Below are 19,735 nucleotides of genomic sequence, written 5' to 3'. Positions count from 1 at the left end.
TGATTTGATTATTTAAGAGTGTAAAATTAATAAAAAAGGTTAATATGGAGCAAATTAATGTCATCTGAGTGGAGGTCAAAGCCATATTTTCTTTCGATTTTTGCATTTTCAAATTATAATCGATTGTTGTGATCGGTTCTTTCTAAAAATTCAAAAAAGGTTTAGATTTATGGGATTGGATAAAAGAATTTTGCCGCTTGCAATAGGAGGTTTAGGAATTGGAACTACGGAATTTACGGTGATGGGGCTCCTTCCTGATATTGCGAAATCACTTCAGATCTCGATTCCTGAAGCAGGACATTTAATTTCTGCTTATGCAATGGGAGTTGTAATCGGAGCACCTATTTTAATAGGATATTCTGTAAAGTTTCCTCCTAAAAAAGTGCTGATTACATTAATGGTGATTTTTACCTTATTCAATGCTTTATCGGCGATTGCACCCGATTATACAACCATGTTAATTATCAGATTCCTGTCCGGATTGCCACATGGAGCATTTTTCGGGGTGGGAACCGTAGTTGCAGCCAGAATGGCAGGGAAAGGAAAAGAAGCATTTTATATTTCTTTAATGTTTACCGGCCTTACCGTTGCCAATCTCGCAATGGTTCCACTGGTTACTTACATTGGCCATACCTTCCATTGGAGATGGTATTTTGCGATTGTAGCTGTAATTGGATTATTAACTTTAATCTCTTTAAAACTCTGGCTTCCTGTCTTGGAAAAGAAAGAAGACAGTCATTTTTTGGAAGAGCTGAAATTTCTTAAAAGCAGACAGTCATGGCTGGTTCTGCTGATTACAGCAATAGGTTTTGGAGGACTATTTACATGGTTCAGTTATATTACGCCTTTAATGACAATTGTAGCAGGAATTAAAGAAAGCCAGATGGCTTATGTAATGATACTTGCAGGAGGCGGAATGGTGGTTGGAAATCTTGTTGGAGGATATATTTCCGATAGAATGAGCCCTGAAAAAACCTGCATATTATTAATATTTTTAATGATGTCTGCATTGGCAGGAGTGTTTTTCTTGTCGGACAACCAAACGGCAGCATTAATATTGACTTTTGTTTGTGGAGCATTATCAATGTCGGTTTCAGCACCTATTAATATCATGATGATGAAGGCGGCACCTAAAAGTGAAATGATGGCGGCAGCATTTATGCAGGCAGCATTTAATATTGCGAATGCGATGGGAGCCTTCCTGGGAGGTATTCCTTTGGAGCACGGATTCTCTTTTAATTATCCATCATTGGTGGGAGTCGGGATGACTTTTATCGGATTAGTGATTGCCTTAAGGTATAAATACTTATACGGTTCACAACAGCGGGGAGAAGATGATCTTGCAGTGGAATGTGTATCGTGTGACAAATAAAAAAGAGAAGCAATTTTGCTTCTCTTTTTTATAGGGTTTTTATGAATGAATTATACTTCTACTTCATTGCCATTTTTACACCAGTACATGGCGTTGTAAAGATTCCCTTTTGGAAAGGATTTAAATTCACCCGGCATCAGAACACTGAAAATGTCGGTAAAATTCTGAACCCCTTTTTTGTCTGTTACAATGGCGGCCCTGTTCCAGTTGGCTAAATTTTTTAACCCTAAAAGCGCATCTTTAAGCCAAGCTCCCACGGTAAATTTATCAATATCTGTATCCAGATAAAGCAAATAATTGAGTTCATGAAAATGATCTACTTTTTGTTTTACCACAGGAAATACAAGGTTTTCAAAATCTTCTTTCGTTACTTCTCCCGTTGCATTGAAAGCTGCAACATTCTCAGGAGCTTCTGGAATAACTGTTATCATATTTTTATGTTTTGGTGGTTTGTTGTTGGATGTCCAAAACAAAAATTAAACCATTATTTTAATTTCAATAAAAATAAAAAGGCTTAATTGTTGATAGCGTAAAGAAAAAAAATAATCTTGTGGATCTTAAATCAAATGAACCGTTTTGGCTTTTAAAAAATGGATTGGTCAATTCATACCCTTCCCTGAAATCGAATGAAGAATGTGAAGTTTTAATTATCGGAGGAGGAATTACAGGGAGTTTAATTGCTCACCAAATGATAAAAGATGGTTATAAAACAATCCTTATTGATAAACGTGAAATATGCAATGGAAGTACCTCAGCAACCACTTCAATGCTGCAATACGAAATTGATATTCCTCTTTTTGAATTGATCGAAAAAATAGGAGAAAAAGGAGCCGTTGAAAGCTATAAAGCTTGTTCTGATGCTATTGATAAGATTGAAAAGCTTTCGAAAGAGATTAAGTCAGATGCGGGATTTACAAGAAAAGAGTCTCTGTATTTTGCCTCGAAAAAGAAAGACGTAGAGAGATTGAAAAAAGAATTTGATGCCAGAAAAAAAGCAGGTTTCAAAGTACAATGGATGGAAGCCGGTGAGGTATCTAAAAAATTTGGCTTTGAAAATACATATGGCGGAATTCTATCCAAACAAGGGGCAAGTATTGATGCATTTAGATTTGCCCATGAATTATTTGAAATCAATATAAGAAGGGGCTTAAGAGTCTTTGATAAAACAGAAATGATAAAAGTGGAATACCATAAAGGGTTTAATATTGCCACTGTGGACTCCGGATTTCAGATCAAAGCAAAAAAAATTGTTTATTGTATTGGCTATGAAAGTGCAAGCATTATCAAAGAACATTTCGTTAATTTGAAAAGTACCTATGCTGTCGTTTCGGAAATAGCTCCAAAACAAGGAAAACGTGTCGACAGTACATTGGTCTGGAATACGGATGATCCCTATATGTATATGCGGACAACAGATGATGGCAGATTACTGATAGGCGGAGGAGATGAAGATTTTTATAACGCGAAAAAACGTGATGCTCTTTTAAATAAGAAAGAAAAAGAAATTCTTAAAACCTTAGCAAAAATAAAACCTGCTTATCAGTTTTATACAGACTTTGTCTGGGCCGGAACTTTCGGAGAAACAAAAGATGGTCTTCCATATATAGGAACCCATGAAGAATTTAAAAATTCTTATTTCGTTCTTGGTTTTGGCGGAAACGGGATTACTTTTTCTGTAATAGGGATGGATATGGTCTCATTGTTTATGAAAGGTAAAAAACACCTGCTTTCAAAATATTTTAAATTTGGAAGATAGTTTCGGCGGCGGCAAAGCCGCCGCCGAAACTTCAAAACTTACAGATTCATTAAATCTGTAACAAGACTCTAACATTATAAACTATATCCGTTTTTCTTTGCCAGCTCAAGAACCGACTTTTCTATCGCTTTTCCAAGGTCATCAGAATCTGAACTTCCTCTTTTTTTCATTTCTTCATCAATGTAATTCTGACGTTTCTTAGACAATTCTTCAATTTCTTTCTGGATTTTTTCACGTTCGGCAGACTTTGCCGTGATCGTTTTTTGAATTTCTTCCTTGCTTTTTCCTTTCAGTTCGGCAGGAAGTTCACTTTCTTTTACATTGGCAATAAATCCGGCATCCTTTTCAGCTTTATCTACCAGATCCCAATGGTCATTTTTGTAAGCATTCTTTTTGGATTTGGCAACGGCTCTTTCCACTAAGTTGGATGCTGACTGGGATTCGGCGTTTTTATCCTGCGTAATCTGCTTTAGTCTGTATTCCGAACCGTGATTTCCGTAATAGATATAAGTATTATTCAGCTTTGCATTGCATTCGGAAATTTTGCTGTCGTAGGGCGTTTCAATATAGAGTACTTTTCTGTCACTGTCGATATTGAAATATTTTCCACCTCCCAAAGATGCTCCGTTTTGCCAGAACGTCTGGATGCCTTCATCCCTGTTTCCGCAGAAAATAGTGTTGGTGTAGATATTCTTTCTTTTGGCATTGGAAATCACTTCTTTATAATTAATTCTTCCTTGGTCAAAAGGTTCATTTCCTGCAATATAAATCAGTTTCATACTTTTATCATTGCTGTCCCAGTTCAGATTGGCAGAAGCATCACGAATAACGGCACCGCAATATTCACTTCCGCCGTTGGTTCTTAATCCGAATAACTTTTCCGAAACCAGATCTAGATCCTGGGTCAACGGTGCAACCTGCCGGATGTAGTTTTCATCACGAATTCCGTCATTTCCGTATTCGTACAATGCAATTTCAATCTGGGGAGATTTTCCGTTGTACTTTAAAGTGGTCAACGTATTTACAATATTCCACAGTCTGGATTTTGCCTGATCAATCAATCCGTCCATACTATTGGAGGTATCCAGTAAAAGAGCAACCTGAATTTTATTGTCCTTTAAGGTTGAGTTGGCCGGAATCACTGTTATTTTTTGTGCCGGTAAATGGCTTTCAACATTACTTTTTGTAGAGCGGTTTTCCGGAATATTACCGGAACTTGAAAAGGCTGTAACCGCTGCAAGTGCTAAGATTTTTAGAGTTGTCATATTGTTATTTTTTTATAAGTTGTTTATTGTAATTGGCTAACGTTTCATCATTTATTATTTTGAATTCTGACGTAAAGTTATCCCTATTTAAAGCTGAAAATCAGGCAACTTGGTGAAGTGGCCTTTTGACTTGGTGAGTTGTGCTGGAAGTAAAAAATAAAAACAGCTCCTAAGGAACTGTCTTTTAAATCATTTATTTTTAAAGGATTTCATATCTTGTTTTGATGCTGTATTTCAGCTTGATGTTTTCAATGTTATCGAAAGAATAATCTACCGGAGCATCAGCCATTTCCAGCTGGATATTGCTTGCTCTTCCTTTATAAGCTGCAGGCATGATCATATCGCTGGTGTAGTCTTCTATTTCTATAATTTCAAGAGCATTTCCTGTCTTTTTACCCATGCTTTCCAATAAATAATCTGCTTTTTCTTTAGTGGCTTTCAGAGCATTGATCTTTACTGCTTTTCTGAAATCTGCAATTTTAGTATTCTTTACCTCTGCGATGTTCAGGCTGCTTACCCATTTTTGGTTCAGGTCTTCAAAAATTTTACTCAGACTTGATTTTGTACTGGCTTTAAACTGATAGCTTTTAGTAAACTTGGCTGTTTTAGAGTAAATATTCTGATACATTGATTTGAACTTAATGTCTTCGTTCTTTACTCCCGCATTCTTTAAGGTTTCAAATAACTTCTTCTCATTATCTGCCAGATCATTTTTATTGTCTGCTTTTATTCCGATGCTGAAGATGATTTCATCCGGTTCTACTTCCATTTCCGCAACACCTGTTACTTCAATTGCATTTTTCTTTACTTCTTGTGTCTGTGCATTTACAAAGCTTCCAAGAGTTAAAATTCCGATTAATAAAAAAAGTTTCAATTTCATAATTTCCTGTTTTTAAATTTTTAATTACTGATGTAAAATTACGCCGATCAGAAGCCTGAAACCGGGAGACTTGGTGAAACGGAGCTTTCACTTGGTGAGTTCCGAAAAATGATTAGTTTCCTTTATTCTTTTTCAGATCATATTTTACGTTGAGGTTCATGATATATTGTATACCCACTTCCGGATCAGCATTATTGATTACTTTATCAAAGCCGGTATAATCTGTCCCATCATAATAAAAGGTTTTAGATTTTCTTTCTTCCTTTCTGACATATTTTGAATCATATCCATACGTAACATTGGCACTTTCAAAAGCTGTATAATTCTGATATTGGCTTTTTGGGAAAACATAAGTAAAGCCTGAAGAAGCGGTGGGATTTCCAATAATTTCCTTTTTAAACAGTTTAAAATAATTTTCCTTTTTTTTGTCGAAAACTGAATAAGCCTCTTTGAGAAGTTCTTCCTGGATTTTATCAATATCACTACTGATATAATCTACCTTAATAACATCATAGATCTGGAAGTCTGAAGCTTCAGAGATCAGTTTTTCAATCATTGAGTGTTTGTTTACCGTAATAATGATGTTTTTCTTGGTTTCAAATCCATCCATTTTCTGGATGGCAGTCTGTGAATCTTTATTGACGTTGTAGTCATAGATTTTGGTCTGAGATATAAAGTCTACAAAGATATCATTGTCTTTGATGCCCATTGAGGATATTCTTTTCATAAAACCGCTGATTCTCCTGTTGATATTTTCAATGGCAATTTTTGGAGTGGCTGCTTCTTCATTCAAACCCAGTGTAAGTTTATATTGGTCTGCCGTTTTGTTCATCAATACTTTTACGGTGATAATTAAGGTTGAATCGGTAGCAAAATAGGTATTGGTGTTGATGAATTCAGGTAAATTTTTGGGAGTGGGATAGTCGTTGTTATTTCTGTCTCTGTAGATCTGGTTTCCTCCAACCTGTGCTTTTGAAAGACTTAAAAAAGATACCATAATGAGTAAAAAAGTAAGAGTTAGTTTTTTCATGATTTTTAAATTTGAATTATTTTGCTCCAAACTTAGCCTTACGCTCACATTATCAAAGACTAAACTTGGTGAAAGGGGATTTTCGCTTGGTGAATAGTTTTTGAATACACTATATATATGTATATCTTTGTTTTATGAAAATGTTTACACTTCTTTCAATCTTTTTACTGATGTTTTGGGGAAACACAATGTCTTCCCAAACCACTAATACTACCTCTGCTACGGTGGAAGATGTACGGGTGGAGACAAAGAAGCTGAAAAAAGCAATGGACACAAAAAATGAACCTGCCCAGGCAGATTCTTATTATAATATTGGTGAAACCTTTTTTAACAGCGGGAACTTTCCGAAGAGTGAAGAGTACTATACCAAAGCGAAAAATCTGTATGAAAAACTTAATGACAAGCCAAATATTGAAAAAGCAACCCGCAGATTGGCCCAGTCACAGGAAAAACAAAATAAAATAACCCCTGCCATCAGCAATTATAGCAGAGTGGCACAAATGGGCTACAGTGAAAAAAGTAAGGCCGTTAATTCTAATGATGTTACCAGGCTTTCTTCTCCTACACCAGAGCTTAGGGCAGAAGCTATCCAGAGTAATATTAACTTAAGTAAAAAAGAAAACGAACAAGGTGATCTTGCAGAAAGCTACAGTCAGCTGGCTGATGTAAATCTTAAACAGAAAGATGTTTCCAGTGCCGAAGAAAACCTGAATACAGCCTATAAAATTTCTAAAAGAGAAGCCCCGCAGCAAGCTTTGGCCATCAATCAGAAACTCGCAGATCTTTACGTTGAAAACAAAAACTTTGAAAAAGCTATTGAAGCTAAAAAGAAGGTTTTGAAGGAAGATTTTGTAAAAGAAAACTCACAGGAAAAGGTCAATCAAATACAGGAACTGGCGGATATTTATATTAAAAAAAATGATCCGAAAGAAGCAGTGGATCTGTTGAAAAATGCCTATGGAATTGCTTTGGATAAAGGTCATACGCTGGAAGCTCAAAGAAGTGTAAAAAAACTGGACAGCCTGTATGCCATTTCAGGAAATATTGATGCTTCCGTTCAACTGTACAGAGATTTTCTGGGGAAACTTCCCAATCTTGTTTCCAAGGATAGAAGTCTCGTAGACAATAAAATCCTGGAAGATACCGAACAACGAATTTCACAGCTGGAAAAAGAAAGAGAATTAAAAGATGAGCTTATCCGTAAGAAAAATGTATTCAACTATAGTTTGATCGGAGCTTTGGTTTTGCTTACCGGATTGATTGTTTTTATTTTCAGAACCCTGAAAAAGGTTCAGACAAAGAATAAAAAAATTGCTCTTCAGTCTTTGCGCAGAGAGATGAACCCGCATTTTATCTTTAACAGCCTGAATAGTGTTAATCATTTTATTGCGACCAATAATGAACTGGAAGCCAATCAGTATCTGACAAAATTCTCCAAGCTGATGCGTGGCGTGATGGAAAATTCTACTGAAGATTTTATTCCTTTCCAGCAGGAGCTTGATCTTCTTCAAAATTATCTTGCTTTAGAAAAAACACGTTTTGCAGATAAATTTGATTATGAAATCGATGTTGATGAATCCTTAAATACCCAAAGTTTAAAAGTTCCCGGAATGTTGGTACAGCCATTTTTGGAAAACGCAATCTGGCACGGGCTTCGTTACAGAACGACAAAAGGATTTTTGAAATTAATTTTTGAAAAGGAAAATCAATATTTGAAAATCACGATCGAAGATAACGGAATCGGAATTGAAGAAAGCAAAAAACAAAAAACCGAACATCAAAAAAATCGTGAAGGCCGCGGAATGAAAAACACACTGGAAAGAATTGCTCTTCTGAATGACCTGTATCATCAGGAAATTCAATGCAAGATCACTGATAAGAAAGATGAGAAGGGAGTTCTTGTGGAAGTTACCTATAAATTGATCAATTTATAATACCTGCAACCTGTAAACTAAATCCTAATCTATGAAAATAAAAGCCGTAATTGTAGACGATGAACTCATCGCAAGAGAAGTTTTACGAAGCTATCTTACCAAATATTGTCCGCAGGTTGAAATTCTTGGCGAGGCTGAAAATATTAAAGAAGCAGTACCATTGATTGCTGAAAAGCAGCCTCAGCTGGTATTCCTGGATGTAGAAATGCCCTTCGGAAATGCTTTCGATGTGTTGGAAGCTACAAAGGATTTTTCCTATGAAACCATTTTCATCACTGCGTTTTCTCAATATTCTCTACAGGCTTTGAATAAATCGGCAAGTTATTATATTTTAAAACCTATTGATATTCAGGAGCTTATTTTGGCGGTCAATAAAGTGTCTGAAAGTCTGCAAAACAAAGAAGAGCTCAACCGGAATAAAGTTCTTCTTGAAAACCTGAAGTTAAAGCCTGAGAAACAGCAATTAATTCTTCCAACCCTTCAAGGTTTTGATGTAGTGAAAACTGAAGATATTGTCAGACTTCAGGCAGACGGAAACTTCACCCAGGTTTACCTTACGGACGGTTCAAAGAAAATGGTCTGCAGATTTTTAAAGCATTTCGATGATATACTGGAAAGTCCTTTTGTGAGAGTTCACCGTTCACACATCATCAATACCCGTTTTGTGAAATCTTACCATAAAAGCGGAACGGCAACACTTTCAGATGAAACGGAAATTGAGGTTTCAGGCAGTTTTAAAGATCATTTTCTTAAAATTTTTTCCTAAACGGTCTGTTTCTGGAATATTTAAGGCATCATTTTTGAACTTTTACGGCAACCACCAAATACTTGTATTATGAAAACTTTTCAAAAAATTGCTATTCCCGTTTCAATAGGTGTTTTAGGATTGATGTTATTGAATTCATGTTCTGTTGGAATTCCTAAAGGAGCTACTGCCGTGAAAAATTTCAATGCAGAGAAATACCTTGGAAAATGGTATGAAATAGCCCGTTTCGATTACAAATTTGAAAAAGACATGGATAATGTAACGGCAACATATTCTCAAAATCCGAATGGGACGATTCGTGTTGAAAATAAAGGTTATAATTACGTTAAAAAAGAATGGAAACAATCTGTCGGGGAAGCAAAATTCGTGAAAGATAAAAGTGAGGCCCGGTTGAAAGTGTCATTCTTTAAGCCGATTTGGGCAGGCTATAATGTCATTGATATTGATGAAAACTACCAGTATGCTTTAGTGGCTGGAAGCAGTTTAAAATATCTTTGGATTCTTTCCAGAACAAAAGATATCCCTGAAAGCATCCGACAACGTTTTTTAGAAAAAGCAAAAAAAATCGGCTACAATACGGATGAATTGATTTGGGTAAGACATAATTAAGTTATTACCAGGAGCGAAGCGACAAAGCAATCTCTTCACATAATATATAAAGTCTGTCATTCTGACGATGGAAGAATCTCAGTTTTGAATAGATTCTTCACTGAATTTCATTTCGTTCAGAACAGACTTTGCGTTTTAATTCAAACTTTTATACTCTTTCCACTCTTTCCACTCTTCAAAACGGTGATCTATAATCTGTTTCATGAGATCATAGTTTTCGTGGGTGTCTTCGATATGATAGAAAGTCTCATATTCATAATCGTTTTCTTCCGCTTTAGCATCAAAAAGATTGATATAGTCATCAGCAAATGAGCTGAATCTGTTTCCGAAATCGGTATCATCCACATAATAATCTTTAGCAAAACTATTTCCAAAATCATTGAGGTCATATTCGGAAAACTTTCCATCAAGAGCTTCCATCACAAACTCTGCACCTGTAATTTCTCTTCTTTTTAATTTTTCAATTTCCTCTTGGTGATCTTCTTTTAATTCATCAGAAATTAAACCATGGGTAATACACCAATTCAGAAACATTCCGGTGTGGGTTGCTCCGTTTTTTTCAGGAAGTCCTTCCGGAAAATCCCCTCCATAATGCCACGAAGCATCATCATATTTATGCATAAACAACTATAGTTTTAAACAATTTCCGCCAAAAATAGAAAAAATCAATTTATGTTGCCTGCCAATGAGAATTTTCCGTCATTTGTAAACGAATTTTTTTCGAAAATAAATATGGAAAATGCTGTTCTGATTACTATTGGTGACGAAATCCTTTCCGGAAATACGGTTGACACCAATTCTAACTTCATTGCTACTGAGCTTAAAAATATAGGAATTAAAGTTTCACAGATTTTCACGATTTCAGATGAAATAGAAATCATAAAACATACGATTAAATCAGCCTTTGAAATAGGAGATCTGATTATTACCACAGGAGGTTTAGGCCCTACAAGGGATGATAAAACCAAGAAAGCGATTGCCGAGTTTTTCAATGATGAAATTGCTTTGGATGAAGCAACTTTTAATCATCTGAAAGCTTATATGGAAAAACGCGGCCGTCTGGAAATACTGGAAAGAAATCGTGAACAGGCCTTTGTTCCTACAAAATCTACGGTTTTTCAAAATCATTTCGGAACAGCGCCTTGCATGATGATGGAACAGAATGGAAAACTGTTATTCAGTTTACCCGGAGTTCCTTATGAAGTAAAGCCTTTGATTAAAGACCAGATTGTTCCTTATTTAAAAGATAAATTCAGCTTAAATTATATTTCTACAAGAATAGTTTCCGTTGTAGGAATTCCGGAAAGTATTCTAGCAGACACGATTGAAGATTGGGAACTGGCTTTACCTGAAAATTTGACGCTGTCTTATCTTCCGGTAGGAACCCGGGTGAAATTACGACTGACGGCGACAGGAAAAGATCCTGTTATTTTGCAGCAGGAACTGGAAGAGGAAATCCAGAAATTGCTGCCTTTAATCAAAGACAATGTAATTGCAACTTCTGAAGATAAAATAGAGAAAATTCTTGCTGAAATTTTAACGGGAAGAAAACTGACGATTTCTACGGCAGAAAGCTGTACAGGCGGTGAATTGGCAAAAATGATTACCTCGGTTTCAGGAAGCTCCAAATACTATTTCGGAGGAATAGTAGCCTATGCAACTGAAAAGAAAATTGAGATTTTAAAAGTCAGAAAAGAAACGGTAGATGAATTTACAGTAGTAAGTGAGCAGGTTGCTTCTGAAATGGCGGAAGGTTGTCAACAATTATTCGGAACTGATATTTCGCTTTCTACAACGGGTGTTGCGGGACCGGGGAAAGGAGAGGACGGCAAAGATGTAGGAACGGTTTTTTATACGATCAGAATAGGTGAAAAAGAAATGACTTCGAAATTATATATGCCTCATCTTGAGCGGCTGGATTTTATGAATTTTGTTTCGCAGAAAATTATTCAGGATTTAGTGGGGATTCTTATTAATAATTAAACCCTAACTGTAATTTTAATATTTTTTTAATTAAATATAAGGGAGTTTTTCACGGTTTTTGAAATTCATTCAAAAAATATCAGAATCGTGGAGAACTCAAAACAGATTTTTCAGACCGATAGCAAAAAACGCTGGAGAAACGTACAGTGGGGAAGCCGTATTTTCATTTTCGTTGCAGTATTGCTTTTCCTTGCTTTAGGTTTGATGATGAAACTGGACAAAAGCCCTAAAATTCCTTTTAAAGAAGACTATAAAGCGGTAATTACTGCAAATAAACCTTATTTACAGGAAAATAAAATCTCGAAAGAATATAAAGGCTTCAGAAGTTTTATTTCTGAAAAAACAATGCATACCAATCTTGCTAAAATTGCCAAAGCAAGAGCCGAAAGACTTAAAAATCAAAACAGGAATTGGGCACAGTTTCCGGGGGGAATAAGTTCTGCGTTCTATGTTGCATGGGATCCTCAGTCACTGATGTCTTTAAAGAGAAACATTAAACATATCAATCTTGTTTTCCCTGAATGGTTTTTCCTTGATCCGAAAACAGGTAATCTGAAAACCAATGTAGACCCTGAAGGTTATAAAGTGATCAAAAGAACAGGGGTCGCAGCAATGCCAATCTTAAGTAATAATTTCCAGCAGGAATTCCATTCCGAAGGCTTGGGAAAAGTTCTGAATAGTCCTCAGCAGAGAACAAAACTTATTCAAAAGTTGGCTAAGGAATGTCTCACCTTTCATTTTAAAGGAATCAATATTGACTTTGAAGAAATGAATCTGGACTCTGATGAAAATCTGATCGCCTTTATGAAAGAACTTTCCGATACTTTCAAACAAAATAAACTGCTCGTTACAATGGATGTGATGACGGATAATGATGATTATAATATTCAGAAATTAAATCCGTATGTAGATTACTTCGTGTTGATGGCTTATGATGAATATTCTGCGGACAGCGATGCTGGACCTGTTTCTTCACAAAAATGGGTGGAAGCACAGACCGGGAAATTTTTACAGAAAACATCTCCGAACAAAATCATTTTAGGATTGGGAGCTTACGGTTACGACTGGAGCACCAATAAGAATGACAACAGTTCCGTAACTTATATGCAGGCAATCACAAAAGCGAGTGCTAGTAAAGCAATTATCAATTTTGATGATAATACATTTAATTTAAACTATTCTTACACAGACTCAAAAAATAATACCCACACTGTATTTTTCAATGATGCGGCTTCCATTTTCAATACCATGCGTTTCTCTTCAGAATATCCTTTGGCAGGAACTGCGCTCTGGAGACTGGGAAGTGAAGACAGCCGGATCTGGAACTTTTATGATAAGGATCTGACTTTTGCGGGGTTGGCAAAATTAAATTTAAAAACACTGGAAAATGTGAAAGGTCAGACGATGGTCGATTATATTGGCGACGGGGAAGTTCTGGATGTTCTAAATACACCTCATGACGGAAAAATTGCAGTGGAGATTGATCCGAAAGAAAAAATCATTACTGATGAAAATTATGTGACTTATCCAAGCTCTTATGAAGTGAAAAAATATGGGGAAGCTCCTCAGAAAGAATTGGTTCTCACTTTCGATGATGGTCCTGATGAAACTTATACACCACAGATCTTAGATGTTTTATCTAAATACCATGTTCCGGCTGCGTTCTTTTTGGTGGGACTAAATGCTGAGAAAAATCTTCCTTTGGTTAAAAGAATTTACCGAGAGGGCCATGAAATAGGAAACCACACCTTTACCCATGAAAATGTTGCTAAGGTAAGTCCTGAAAGAGCTTTATTGGAATTAAAACTGACAAGATTACTGATAGAATGTATTACAGGACACAGTACCATTCTTTTCAGAGCACCTTATAATGCCGATTCTGAACCAACAACTTCTGAAGAAATCGTACCTGTTGCTTTGGCAAGACAGCAAAATTATCTGGACATTGGCGAAAATATCGATCCGGAAGACTGGCAACCCGGAATAAAAACGGATGAAATTGTAAAACGCGTAATGGCAGGATTGAAAGCAGAACGGGGAAATATTATCCTTCTGCACGATGCAGGTGGTGAAACGAGAGAAGAAACAGTAAAAGCATTGAAAATTTTAATCCCGACTTTACAGAAAGAAGGCTATCATTTTACCAATCTTGCAAGTATTTTACATAAAAATAAAGCGGAATTAATGCCTGGAGTTCCTAAAACGAGAGCATACTACGTAATGCAGCTTAATTTAGTTTTGGCAACAATTATTTATGGAATCAGTCACTTTTTGGTAGCTCTTTTCACCATTTTTATAGGATTAGGGTTAATAAGATTGATGATTATGCTGTACTGGGCGTTTAAAGAAAGACGAAAAGAGAAAAAACTGGGGAAATTTCCGGTATTGGAATCTTATCCGAAAGTTTCGATCATTGTTCCCGCATATAATGAAGAAATCAATATTGTTTCTTCTCTCCATAATTTATTACAACAAACCTACCCGAATTTTAACATTATTTTAGTTGATGACGGAAGTAAAGACTCTACCTATGAAAAAGCAAAAAATGCATTTTCTGATCATCCAAAACTGAAAATTTTCAGTAAAGCAAATGGCGGAAAAGCAACCGCTCTAAATTTCGGAATCTCCCAAACTGATGCAGAATATGTGGTTTGTATAGATGCCGATACAAAACTGGAACAAAATGCAGTAAAATATTTAATTGCAAGATTTTTAAATTCCAATTCAGAGGAAAAAATTGCCGCCGTTGCAGGAAATGTAAAAGTTGGAAATACAGTAAATTGGCTAACAAAATGGCAATCTATAGAATATACAACCAGTCAGAATTTTGACCGATTGGCGTATGCAAATATCAATGCCATTATCGTGATTCCGGGAGCAATTGGAGCTTTCAGAAAATCTGTGATCGATGAGGTAGGAGGATATTCTTCCGATACTTTGGCGGAAGACTGTGATATTACTGTGAAAATTTTGAGAGAAGGATATACCGTTGCCAATGAAAACCGTGCAATTGCTGTAACGGAAGCTCCTGAAAGCGTAAAACAGTTTTTAAAACAGCGTTTCAGATGGACGTACGGAATCATGCAGATGTTCTGGAAGCAAAGACAGACTTTCCTGAATCCGAAATACAAAGGCTTAGGATTGTGGGCAATGCCGAATATTTTATTGTTCCAGTACATTATTCCGTTTTTCTCACCGCTTGCCGATCTTATCATGTTTTTTGGCATTTTATCAGGAAATGGAAGCAAAATATTCAGTTACTATTTAATCTTCCTTTTGGTAGACGCTTCATTGGCTCTCATAGCTTTCATTATGCAGAGGGAGAAGCTGGTGAATTTACTGTATATTATCCCACAACGTTTCGGATACAGATGGCTGATGTATATTGTGTTGTTCCGAAGCTTAAGAAAGGCATTAAAAGGAGAAATGCAGACCTGGGGATTTTTGAAACGTACCGGAAATGTAAAAGAAATTGCAACTTCTTAATATTTAATTAAATTTGTTTTCATAAAAAAGTAACAAATTAAAAAAAAGTTACACTTATTGTTAAATTGTAATTAGAAATGAAAAAATTAACACTTTCTTTGGCTTTATTAGCGGGGATTGGTTCACAAACAGTGAGCGCTCAGGCTACAGATAAAGGTTTAGACCTTAGCTTGATGGATAAATCAGTTCGTCCACAAGATGATTTTTATAACTATGTGAGCGGAACTTGGATGAAAACTGCAAAAATCCCTTCCGATAAGCCAACTTGGGGAAGTTTCAACAAATTGGCTGATGATACAGACAATAATTCAATGACGATCTTAAACTCTCTTCTGAAAGATAAATTTGCTGACGGAACAGAAGGTAAAAAAATCCAGGATCTGTACGCTACGTACATGAACATGACGAAGAGAAATGCGGACGGGATCAAACCTATTCAGGCAAATCTGAAAAAGATTGATGCAATAAAAAATGTTAGCGATCTTCAGAACTATTTGATTTCTGTAACGAAAGAAGGTGAAAATACTTTCTACGGATGGGGGGTAGATGCAGACCTTAAGGATTCTAAAATGAACGCAGTTTATTTAGGAAATGCATCTTTAGGATTAGGTAGAGACTATTACCAGAAAGTAAACGAAAAAAACACGGAAGCTCTTGCAGAATATACAAAATATGTAGCTTCTATGTTGAAAGAATTAGGATATAAAAATGCTGATGCTGCGGCAAAAGGTATTGTTGATTATGAAAAAAGCATTGCTCAGACTTATTTAACGAACGAGCAAAGCCGTGACAATACACTTCAGTATAATCCTAAAACAATGGCCGAGCTTACAGCCTTAGTGAAAAATGTAAACCTTCCTGCTTATCTTAAAGCTGTTGGAGTGAATACAGATAAAGTAATCATCGGGGAATTGGGATATTATAAAAATTTAGATAAATTTATCAATGCTCAGAATCTTCCTGTAATTAAGGATTACCTGAAATTTCATATGATTCACGGAAGTGCATCTTATCTAAGTGAAAAACTGGGAGATATGAAGTTTGCTTTCTATGGTAAATATTTGAGAGGCCAGCAAGAGCAGAGAGCTTTAAACAAGAGAGGGTATGAATTGATCAACGGAACTCTGGGTGAAGCTTTCGGAAAATTATACGTTGATAAATATTTCCCTGCAGAAGCTAAAGCTCAAATGGTTGAACTAATTGATTACTTAAAGAAAAGCTTTGCCGTTCACATCAATGGCTTAACTTGGATGTCTTCAACTACAAAGCAAAAAGCAATGGAAAAGTTGAACAAGTTCACCGTAAAAGTTGCTTATCCTGACAAATGGAAAGATTATTCTAAATTAAATATCACTTCTGAAGCTAAAGGTGGAAATTTATATTCAAACCTTCAGAACATTACAGAATGGCAGTACAATAAAGATTTGGCAAAAATTGGAAAACCGGTTGATAAAACAGAATGGGGAATGACTCCGCAAACGGTAAATGCTTACTACAACCCGGTAAACAACGAAATCGTGTTCCCTGCTGCAATTCTTCAGCCGCCTTTCTTCAATCCTAAAGCAGATGCTGCGGTGAATTTCGGAGGGATCGGTGCTGTTATCGGTCACGAAATGAGCCACGGATTTGATGATTCAGGAGCTCAGTTCGATGCAGACGGAAACCTTGTAGACTGGTGGACTCCGGAGGATAAAGCTAACTTCGAAAAAGCAACAAAAGCACTTGCTGCTCAGTACGATAAATACGAACCGGTAAAAGGAACTTTCGTAAACGGAACATTTACAAATGGTGAGAATATCGCCGATTTAGGTGGAGTAAATATCGCTTATGATGCTCTTCAGATGTATTTGAAAGACAAAGGAAATCCTGGAATGATCAGTGGTTATACACAGGATCAGAGATTCTTCCTAAGCTGGGCAACCGTATGGAGAACATTATCAAGTGAAAAATACATGGTGAACCAGGTAAAAACAGATCCGCACTCTCCTGGATATTTCAGAAGTTTCGGGCCTATCATCAATGTTGATGCTTTCTACAAAGCATTCGACGTGAAACAGGGAGACAAGCTATACAAAGCTCCTGCAGACAGAATTAAAATCTGGTAATCTTACCAAACTATAGCAAAAAAACCGTTCAGAAATGAACGGTTTTTGTTTTTATAATATTTAAGAGATGCTTCGACAAGCTCAGCATGACACCGTTACAGAATACACTATTTAGGACATACACGATTAGTATTAGAAATGTCATGCTGAGCGGAGACGAAATATCTGAACTCATGACTCATAATTTATAACTTTTAGCTATCCATCAAAATTCGTATATTTGGTAAGTTTGTGTACAATCAAAAATTATCTTTAATGAAAAAGCTAAATATTGGAATACTTGCCTTTTCGGGTTTGGTATTTTTAAATTCGTGTGGAACGACAAAGACTGCTGAAACTCAAAAACCAGAAACGATGAAAGACGTTGTTGTAGAACAGGTGAAAAAAGAGGAAGTAAAAGAAGAAGGACTCAATTTATCTTATATGGATAAAACGGTGCGTCCGCAAGATGATTTTTTTAGCTATGTGAACGGAAACTGGGTGAAAACGACTCAGATTCCTTCAGACAAGGCAAGTTGGGGATCTTTCAATGCATTGAGAGAAAATGTGGATGATGCTTCTTTGGATATTTTAAACAAAATTTTATCAGAAACTTATCCTGCGGGCTCTGAAGGGCATAAAATCCAGAACCTGTATGCTTCGTTTATGGATATAAGTAAAAGAAATGCAGAAGGATTAGCTCCTATCAAAGGGGATCTGGCAAAAATTGATGCCATCAAAAATCTTAATGATCTTCAGAAATATCTTTTGGAAGCGACAAAATTAGGAGATAATTCTTTTTATGGATGGAGAGTCGGTGCCGATATGAAGAATTCTAACATGAATGCTGTGTATCTTGGCGGTCCGGATTTGGGATTGGGGAGAGATTACTATCAGAAAGTTAATGAAGCCAACACAAAAACTTTGGCAGAATATCAGTCTTACGTTGGAAAACTGTTCGGAGTATTAGGATATAAAAATTCTGAATCGGCTGCGAAAAATGTTGTTGATTTTGAAAAACAGTTGGCCAATTATTTACTGACGCTTGAGCAAAACAGAGATGCCAATTTAAGATACAATCCGAAAAATGTATCAGAATTACCTGCTTTGGTAAAAAATGTAAACCTTCCGAAATATTTGAAAGAAGCCGGTGTAAATACAGACAGAGTAATCATTGGCGAACTGAAGTATTACCAAAATATGGATTCGTTCCTCACACAGAAGAACCTTCCGTTGCTGAAAGATTATTTAAAATATCACTTAATCAATGGTAATGCGAGTAATCTGGATGAAAATTTGGAACAGATCAGATTCGATTTTTATTCCAAATATCTTCAGGGACAGAAAGAGCAGCGCCCGATGAATAAAAGAGGACTTTCTCTCGTAAACAGTGTTCTTGGTGAAGCTTTCGGGAAATTATACGTTGAAAAATACTTTACACCTGAAGCAAAAGCTCAGATGGAAACCTATATTGACTATATTTTGAAATCATTCAAACAGCATATCAATGATATAGACTGGATGTCTCCGGAAACTAAAGTGAAAGCTCAGGAAAAGCTGTCAAAATTCACCGTGAAAATTGCTTATCCGGACAAATGGAAAGATTATACCCAGTTAAAAGTGGAATCTCCAAAAGCAGGGGCAACTTTATATTCCAATCTTCAGAATGTTTCCGCTTGGCAATATCAGAGAAGTCTGGATAAAGTAGGAAAACCTGTTGACAAAACAGAATGGGGGATGACACCTCAAACGGTGAATGCGTATTACAGCGGATCAAATAACGAAATTGTTTTCCCTGCTGCCATTCTTCAGCCGCCTTTCTATAATCCTAAAGCAGATGCAGCCGTTAATTTCGGTGGAATCGGAGCAGTTATCGGTCACGAAATTTCTCACGGATTTGACGACAGCGGTTCAAGATTTGATGGAGATGGTAACTTAAATAATTGGTGGACCGAAGCGGATCGTAAGAATTTTGACGCCAAAGTAGGTCAGTTGGCAGCGCAGTACAGCGGTTATGAACCGGTAAAAGGAAGCTTTGTAAACGGTAAATTTACAAGTGGAGAAAATATCGGAGACTTAGGAGGTGTTGCTGTTGCGTATGATGCATTACAAATGTATCTTAAAGACAAAGGGAACCCTGGATTAATCAGCGGTTTCACGCAGGATCAGAGATTTTTCATGAGCTGGGCAACGGTTTGGAGAACGAAGGCAACAGATCAGTACATGGTAAACCAGGTAAAAACAGACCCACACTCGCCGGGAGTTTTCAGGGCATTTGGGCCATTGGTAAATCAGGATGCATTTATTAAGGCATTTGATATAAAACCGGGAGATAAAATGTATAAGGCTCCTCAGGACAGAATAAAAATTTGGTAACATCACCAAGAATTGTTAGAAAGAAAAACGCATCAGAAATGATGCGTTTTTTGTTTATTTTTCATAGTTTAGTGATTTTGTAAACAGGTAATAACAAGATACTTATTTGTAGGTGTTATTAAATATTTCAATAAAAAATCTTAACAAAATTTTGTATGTTACAGTTTTTTTTTAAATTTAAACATTGGATTGGA

Annotated in this window: 14 protein-coding genes; 9 read left to right on the top strand and 5 right to left on the bottom strand. The window is 36.2% G+C overall.

Annotated elements, in window-relative coordinates:
- Positions 1-169 precede the first annotated feature (169 nt).
- Positions 170-1,372: an MFS transporter gene (locus CLV73_RS16475; protein WP_185116785.1), complete on the top strand. Its 1,203-nt coding sequence runs from the start codon at positions 170-172 to the stop codon at positions 1,370-1,372.
- Between the two features lie 50 nt (positions 1,373-1,422).
- Here CLV73_RS16475 and CLV73_RS16470 read toward each other — a convergent pair whose 3' ends face one another.
- Positions 1,423-1,803: a SpoIIAA family protein gene (locus tag CLV73_RS16470; RefSeq protein ID WP_100377987.1), complete on the bottom strand. Its 381-nt coding sequence runs from the start codon at positions 1,801-1,803 to the stop codon at positions 1,423-1,425.
- A 119-nt stretch (positions 1,804-1,922) separates the two neighbouring features.
- Here CLV73_RS16470 and CLV73_RS16465 point away from each other — a divergent pair, with 119 nt between their 5' ends.
- Entirely contained in the window at positions 1,923-3,128 is a 1,206-nt protein-coding gene (locus CLV73_RS16465; protein WP_100377986.1) for an NAD(P)/FAD-dependent oxidoreductase, read from the top strand.
- A 74-nt stretch (positions 3,129-3,202) separates the two neighbouring features.
- Here CLV73_RS16465 and CLV73_RS16460 read toward each other — a convergent pair whose 3' ends face one another.
- The 3 genes from CLV73_RS16460 to CLV73_RS16450 form a co-directional block, all read right to left on the bottom strand.
- Complete coding sequence (locus CLV73_RS16460; RefSeq protein ID WP_100377985.1) at positions 3,203-4,393, bottom strand: vWA domain-containing protein; 1,191 nt, start codon at positions 4,391-4,393, stop codon at positions 3,203-3,205.
- A gap of 199 nt (positions 4,394-4,592) precedes the next feature.
- The gene (locus tag CLV73_RS16455) at positions 4,593-5,273 is read right to left on the bottom strand and encodes an SIMPL domain-containing protein (protein WP_100377984.1); all 681 of its coding nucleotides are present in this window, start codon (positions 5,271-5,273) and stop codon (positions 4,593-4,595) included.
- Positions 5,274-5,385: 112 nt separating this feature from the next.
- The gene (locus CLV73_RS16450) at positions 5,386-6,303 is read right to left on the bottom strand and encodes an SIMPL domain-containing protein (protein WP_100377983.1); all 918 of its coding nucleotides are present in this window, start codon (positions 6,301-6,303) and stop codon (positions 5,386-5,388) included.
- A gap of 140 nt (positions 6,304-6,443) precedes the next feature.
- Between CLV73_RS16450 and CLV73_RS16445 the strand changes: the two genes are divergently transcribed.
- The 3 genes from CLV73_RS16445 (at position 6,444) to CLV73_RS16435 (ending at position 9,612) form a co-directional block, all read left to right on the top strand.
- Positions 6,444-8,237, top strand: coding sequence for a tetratricopeptide repeat-containing sensor histidine kinase (locus tag CLV73_RS16445; RefSeq protein ID WP_228424412.1), 1,794 nt, complete (start codon positions 6,444-6,446; stop codon positions 8,235-8,237).
- A 31-nt stretch (positions 8,238-8,268) separates the two neighbouring features.
- On the top strand, positions 8,269-9,003 hold the full coding sequence (locus CLV73_RS16440) for a LytR/AlgR family response regulator transcription factor (RefSeq protein WP_100377981.1): 735 nt from the start codon (positions 8,269-8,271) through the stop codon (positions 9,001-9,003).
- A 69-nt stretch (positions 9,004-9,072) separates the two neighbouring features.
- Positions 9,073-9,612: a lipocalin family protein gene (locus CLV73_RS16435; RefSeq protein WP_100377980.1), complete on the top strand. Its 540-nt coding sequence runs from the start codon at positions 9,073-9,075 to the stop codon at positions 9,610-9,612.
- 135 nt (positions 9,613-9,747) lie between these two features.
- On the opposite strand, the gene CLV73_RS16430 is transcribed toward CLV73_RS16435, so the two are convergent.
- On the bottom strand, positions 9,748-10,233 hold the full coding sequence (locus tag CLV73_RS16430; protein WP_100377979.1) for a DUF7832 domain-containing protein: 486 nt from the start codon (positions 10,231-10,233) through the stop codon (positions 9,748-9,750).
- Between the two features lie 111 nt (positions 10,234-10,344).
- Here CLV73_RS16430 and CLV73_RS16425 point away from each other — a divergent pair, with 111 nt between their 5' ends.
- The 4 genes from CLV73_RS16425 to CLV73_RS16410 all read left to right on the top strand — a co-directional run bounded on the left by CLV73_RS16425 (position 10,345) and on the right by CLV73_RS16410 (position 19,541).
- Positions 10,345-11,595 carry a CinA family nicotinamide mononucleotide deamidase-related protein gene (locus CLV73_RS16425; RefSeq protein ID WP_100378228.1) on the top strand — a complete coding sequence of 417 codons (1,251 nt, stop codon included), beginning with the start codon at positions 10,345-10,347 and terminating at the stop codon, positions 11,593-11,595.
- A gap of 87 nt (positions 11,596-11,682) precedes the next feature.
- Positions 11,683-15,081 (top strand): polysaccharide deacetylase family protein, encoded by a 3,399-nt coding sequence (locus tag CLV73_RS16420; RefSeq protein WP_100377978.1) that lies wholly within the window; start codon positions 11,683-11,685, stop codon positions 15,079-15,081.
- Positions 15,082-15,158: 77 nt separating this feature from the next.
- Positions 15,159-17,186 carry a M13 family metallopeptidase gene (locus CLV73_RS16415; RefSeq protein WP_100377977.1) on the top strand — a complete coding sequence of 676 codons (2,028 nt, stop codon included), beginning with the start codon at positions 15,159-15,161 and terminating at the stop codon, positions 17,184-17,186.
- A 255-nt stretch (positions 17,187-17,441) separates the two neighbouring features.
- Positions 17,442-19,541, top strand: a complete 2,100-nt coding sequence (locus CLV73_RS16410; RefSeq protein WP_100377976.1) for a M13 family metallopeptidase — start codon at positions 17,442-17,444, stop codon at positions 19,539-19,541.
- The last annotated feature ends 194 nt before the right edge of the window (positions 19,542-19,735 follow it).

The sequence above is a fragment of the Chryseobacterium geocarposphaerae genome, assembly GCF_002797535.1.
In the GTDB taxonomy this organism is placed as follows: Bacteria; Bacteroidota; Bacteroidia; order Flavobacteriales; family Weeksellaceae; genus Chryseobacterium; species Chryseobacterium geocarposphaerae.
This window is presented reverse-complemented; position numbering and strand designations above follow the sequence as displayed.

Excerpts from the sequence above, each read along its gene's own strand:
- CLV73_RS16470 (WP_100377987.1), bottom strand. The coding sequence starts at position 1,803 with ATGATAACAGTTATTCCAGAAGCTCCTGAGAATGTTGCAGCTTTCAAT.
- CLV73_RS16445 (WP_228424412.1), top strand. The coding sequence starts at position 6,444 with ATGTTTACACTTCTTTCAATCTTTTTACTGATGTTTTGGGGAAACACA.
- CLV73_RS16450 (WP_100377983.1), bottom strand. The coding sequence starts at position 6,303 with ATGAAAAAACTAACTCTTACTTTTTTACTCATTATGGTATCTTTTTTA.
- CLV73_RS16415 (WP_100377977.1), top strand. The coding sequence starts at position 15,159 with ATGAAAAAATTAACACTTTCTTTGGCTTTATTAGCGGGGATTGGTTCA.
- CLV73_RS16425 (WP_100378228.1), top strand. The coding sequence starts at position 10,345 with ATGGAAAATGCTGTTCTGATTACTATTGGTGACGAAATCCTTTCCGGA.
- CLV73_RS16430 (WP_100377979.1), bottom strand. The coding sequence starts at position 10,233 with ATGCATAAATATGATGATGCTTCGTGGCATTATGGAGGGGATTTTCCG.
- CLV73_RS16435 (WP_100377980.1), top strand. The coding sequence starts at position 9,073 with ATGAAAACTTTTCAAAAAATTGCTATTCCCGTTTCAATAGGTGTTTTA.
- CLV73_RS16440 (WP_100377981.1), top strand. The coding sequence starts at position 8,269 with ATGAAAATAAAAGCCGTAATTGTAGACGATGAACTCATCGCAAGAGAA.
- CLV73_RS16410 (WP_100377976.1), top strand. The coding sequence starts at position 17,442 with ATGAAAAAGCTAAATATTGGAATACTTGCCTTTTCGGGTTTGGTATTT.
- CLV73_RS16455 (WP_100377984.1), bottom strand. The coding sequence starts at position 5,273 with ATGAAATTGAAACTTTTTTTATTAATCGGAATTTTAACTCTTGGAAGC.
- CLV73_RS16460 (WP_100377985.1), bottom strand. The coding sequence starts at position 4,393 with ATGACAACTCTAAAAATCTTAGCACTTGCAGCGGTTACAGCCTTTTCA.
- CLV73_RS16475 (WP_185116785.1), top strand. The coding sequence starts at position 170 with ATGGGATTGGATAAAAGAATTTTGCCGCTTGCAATAGGAGGTTTAGGA.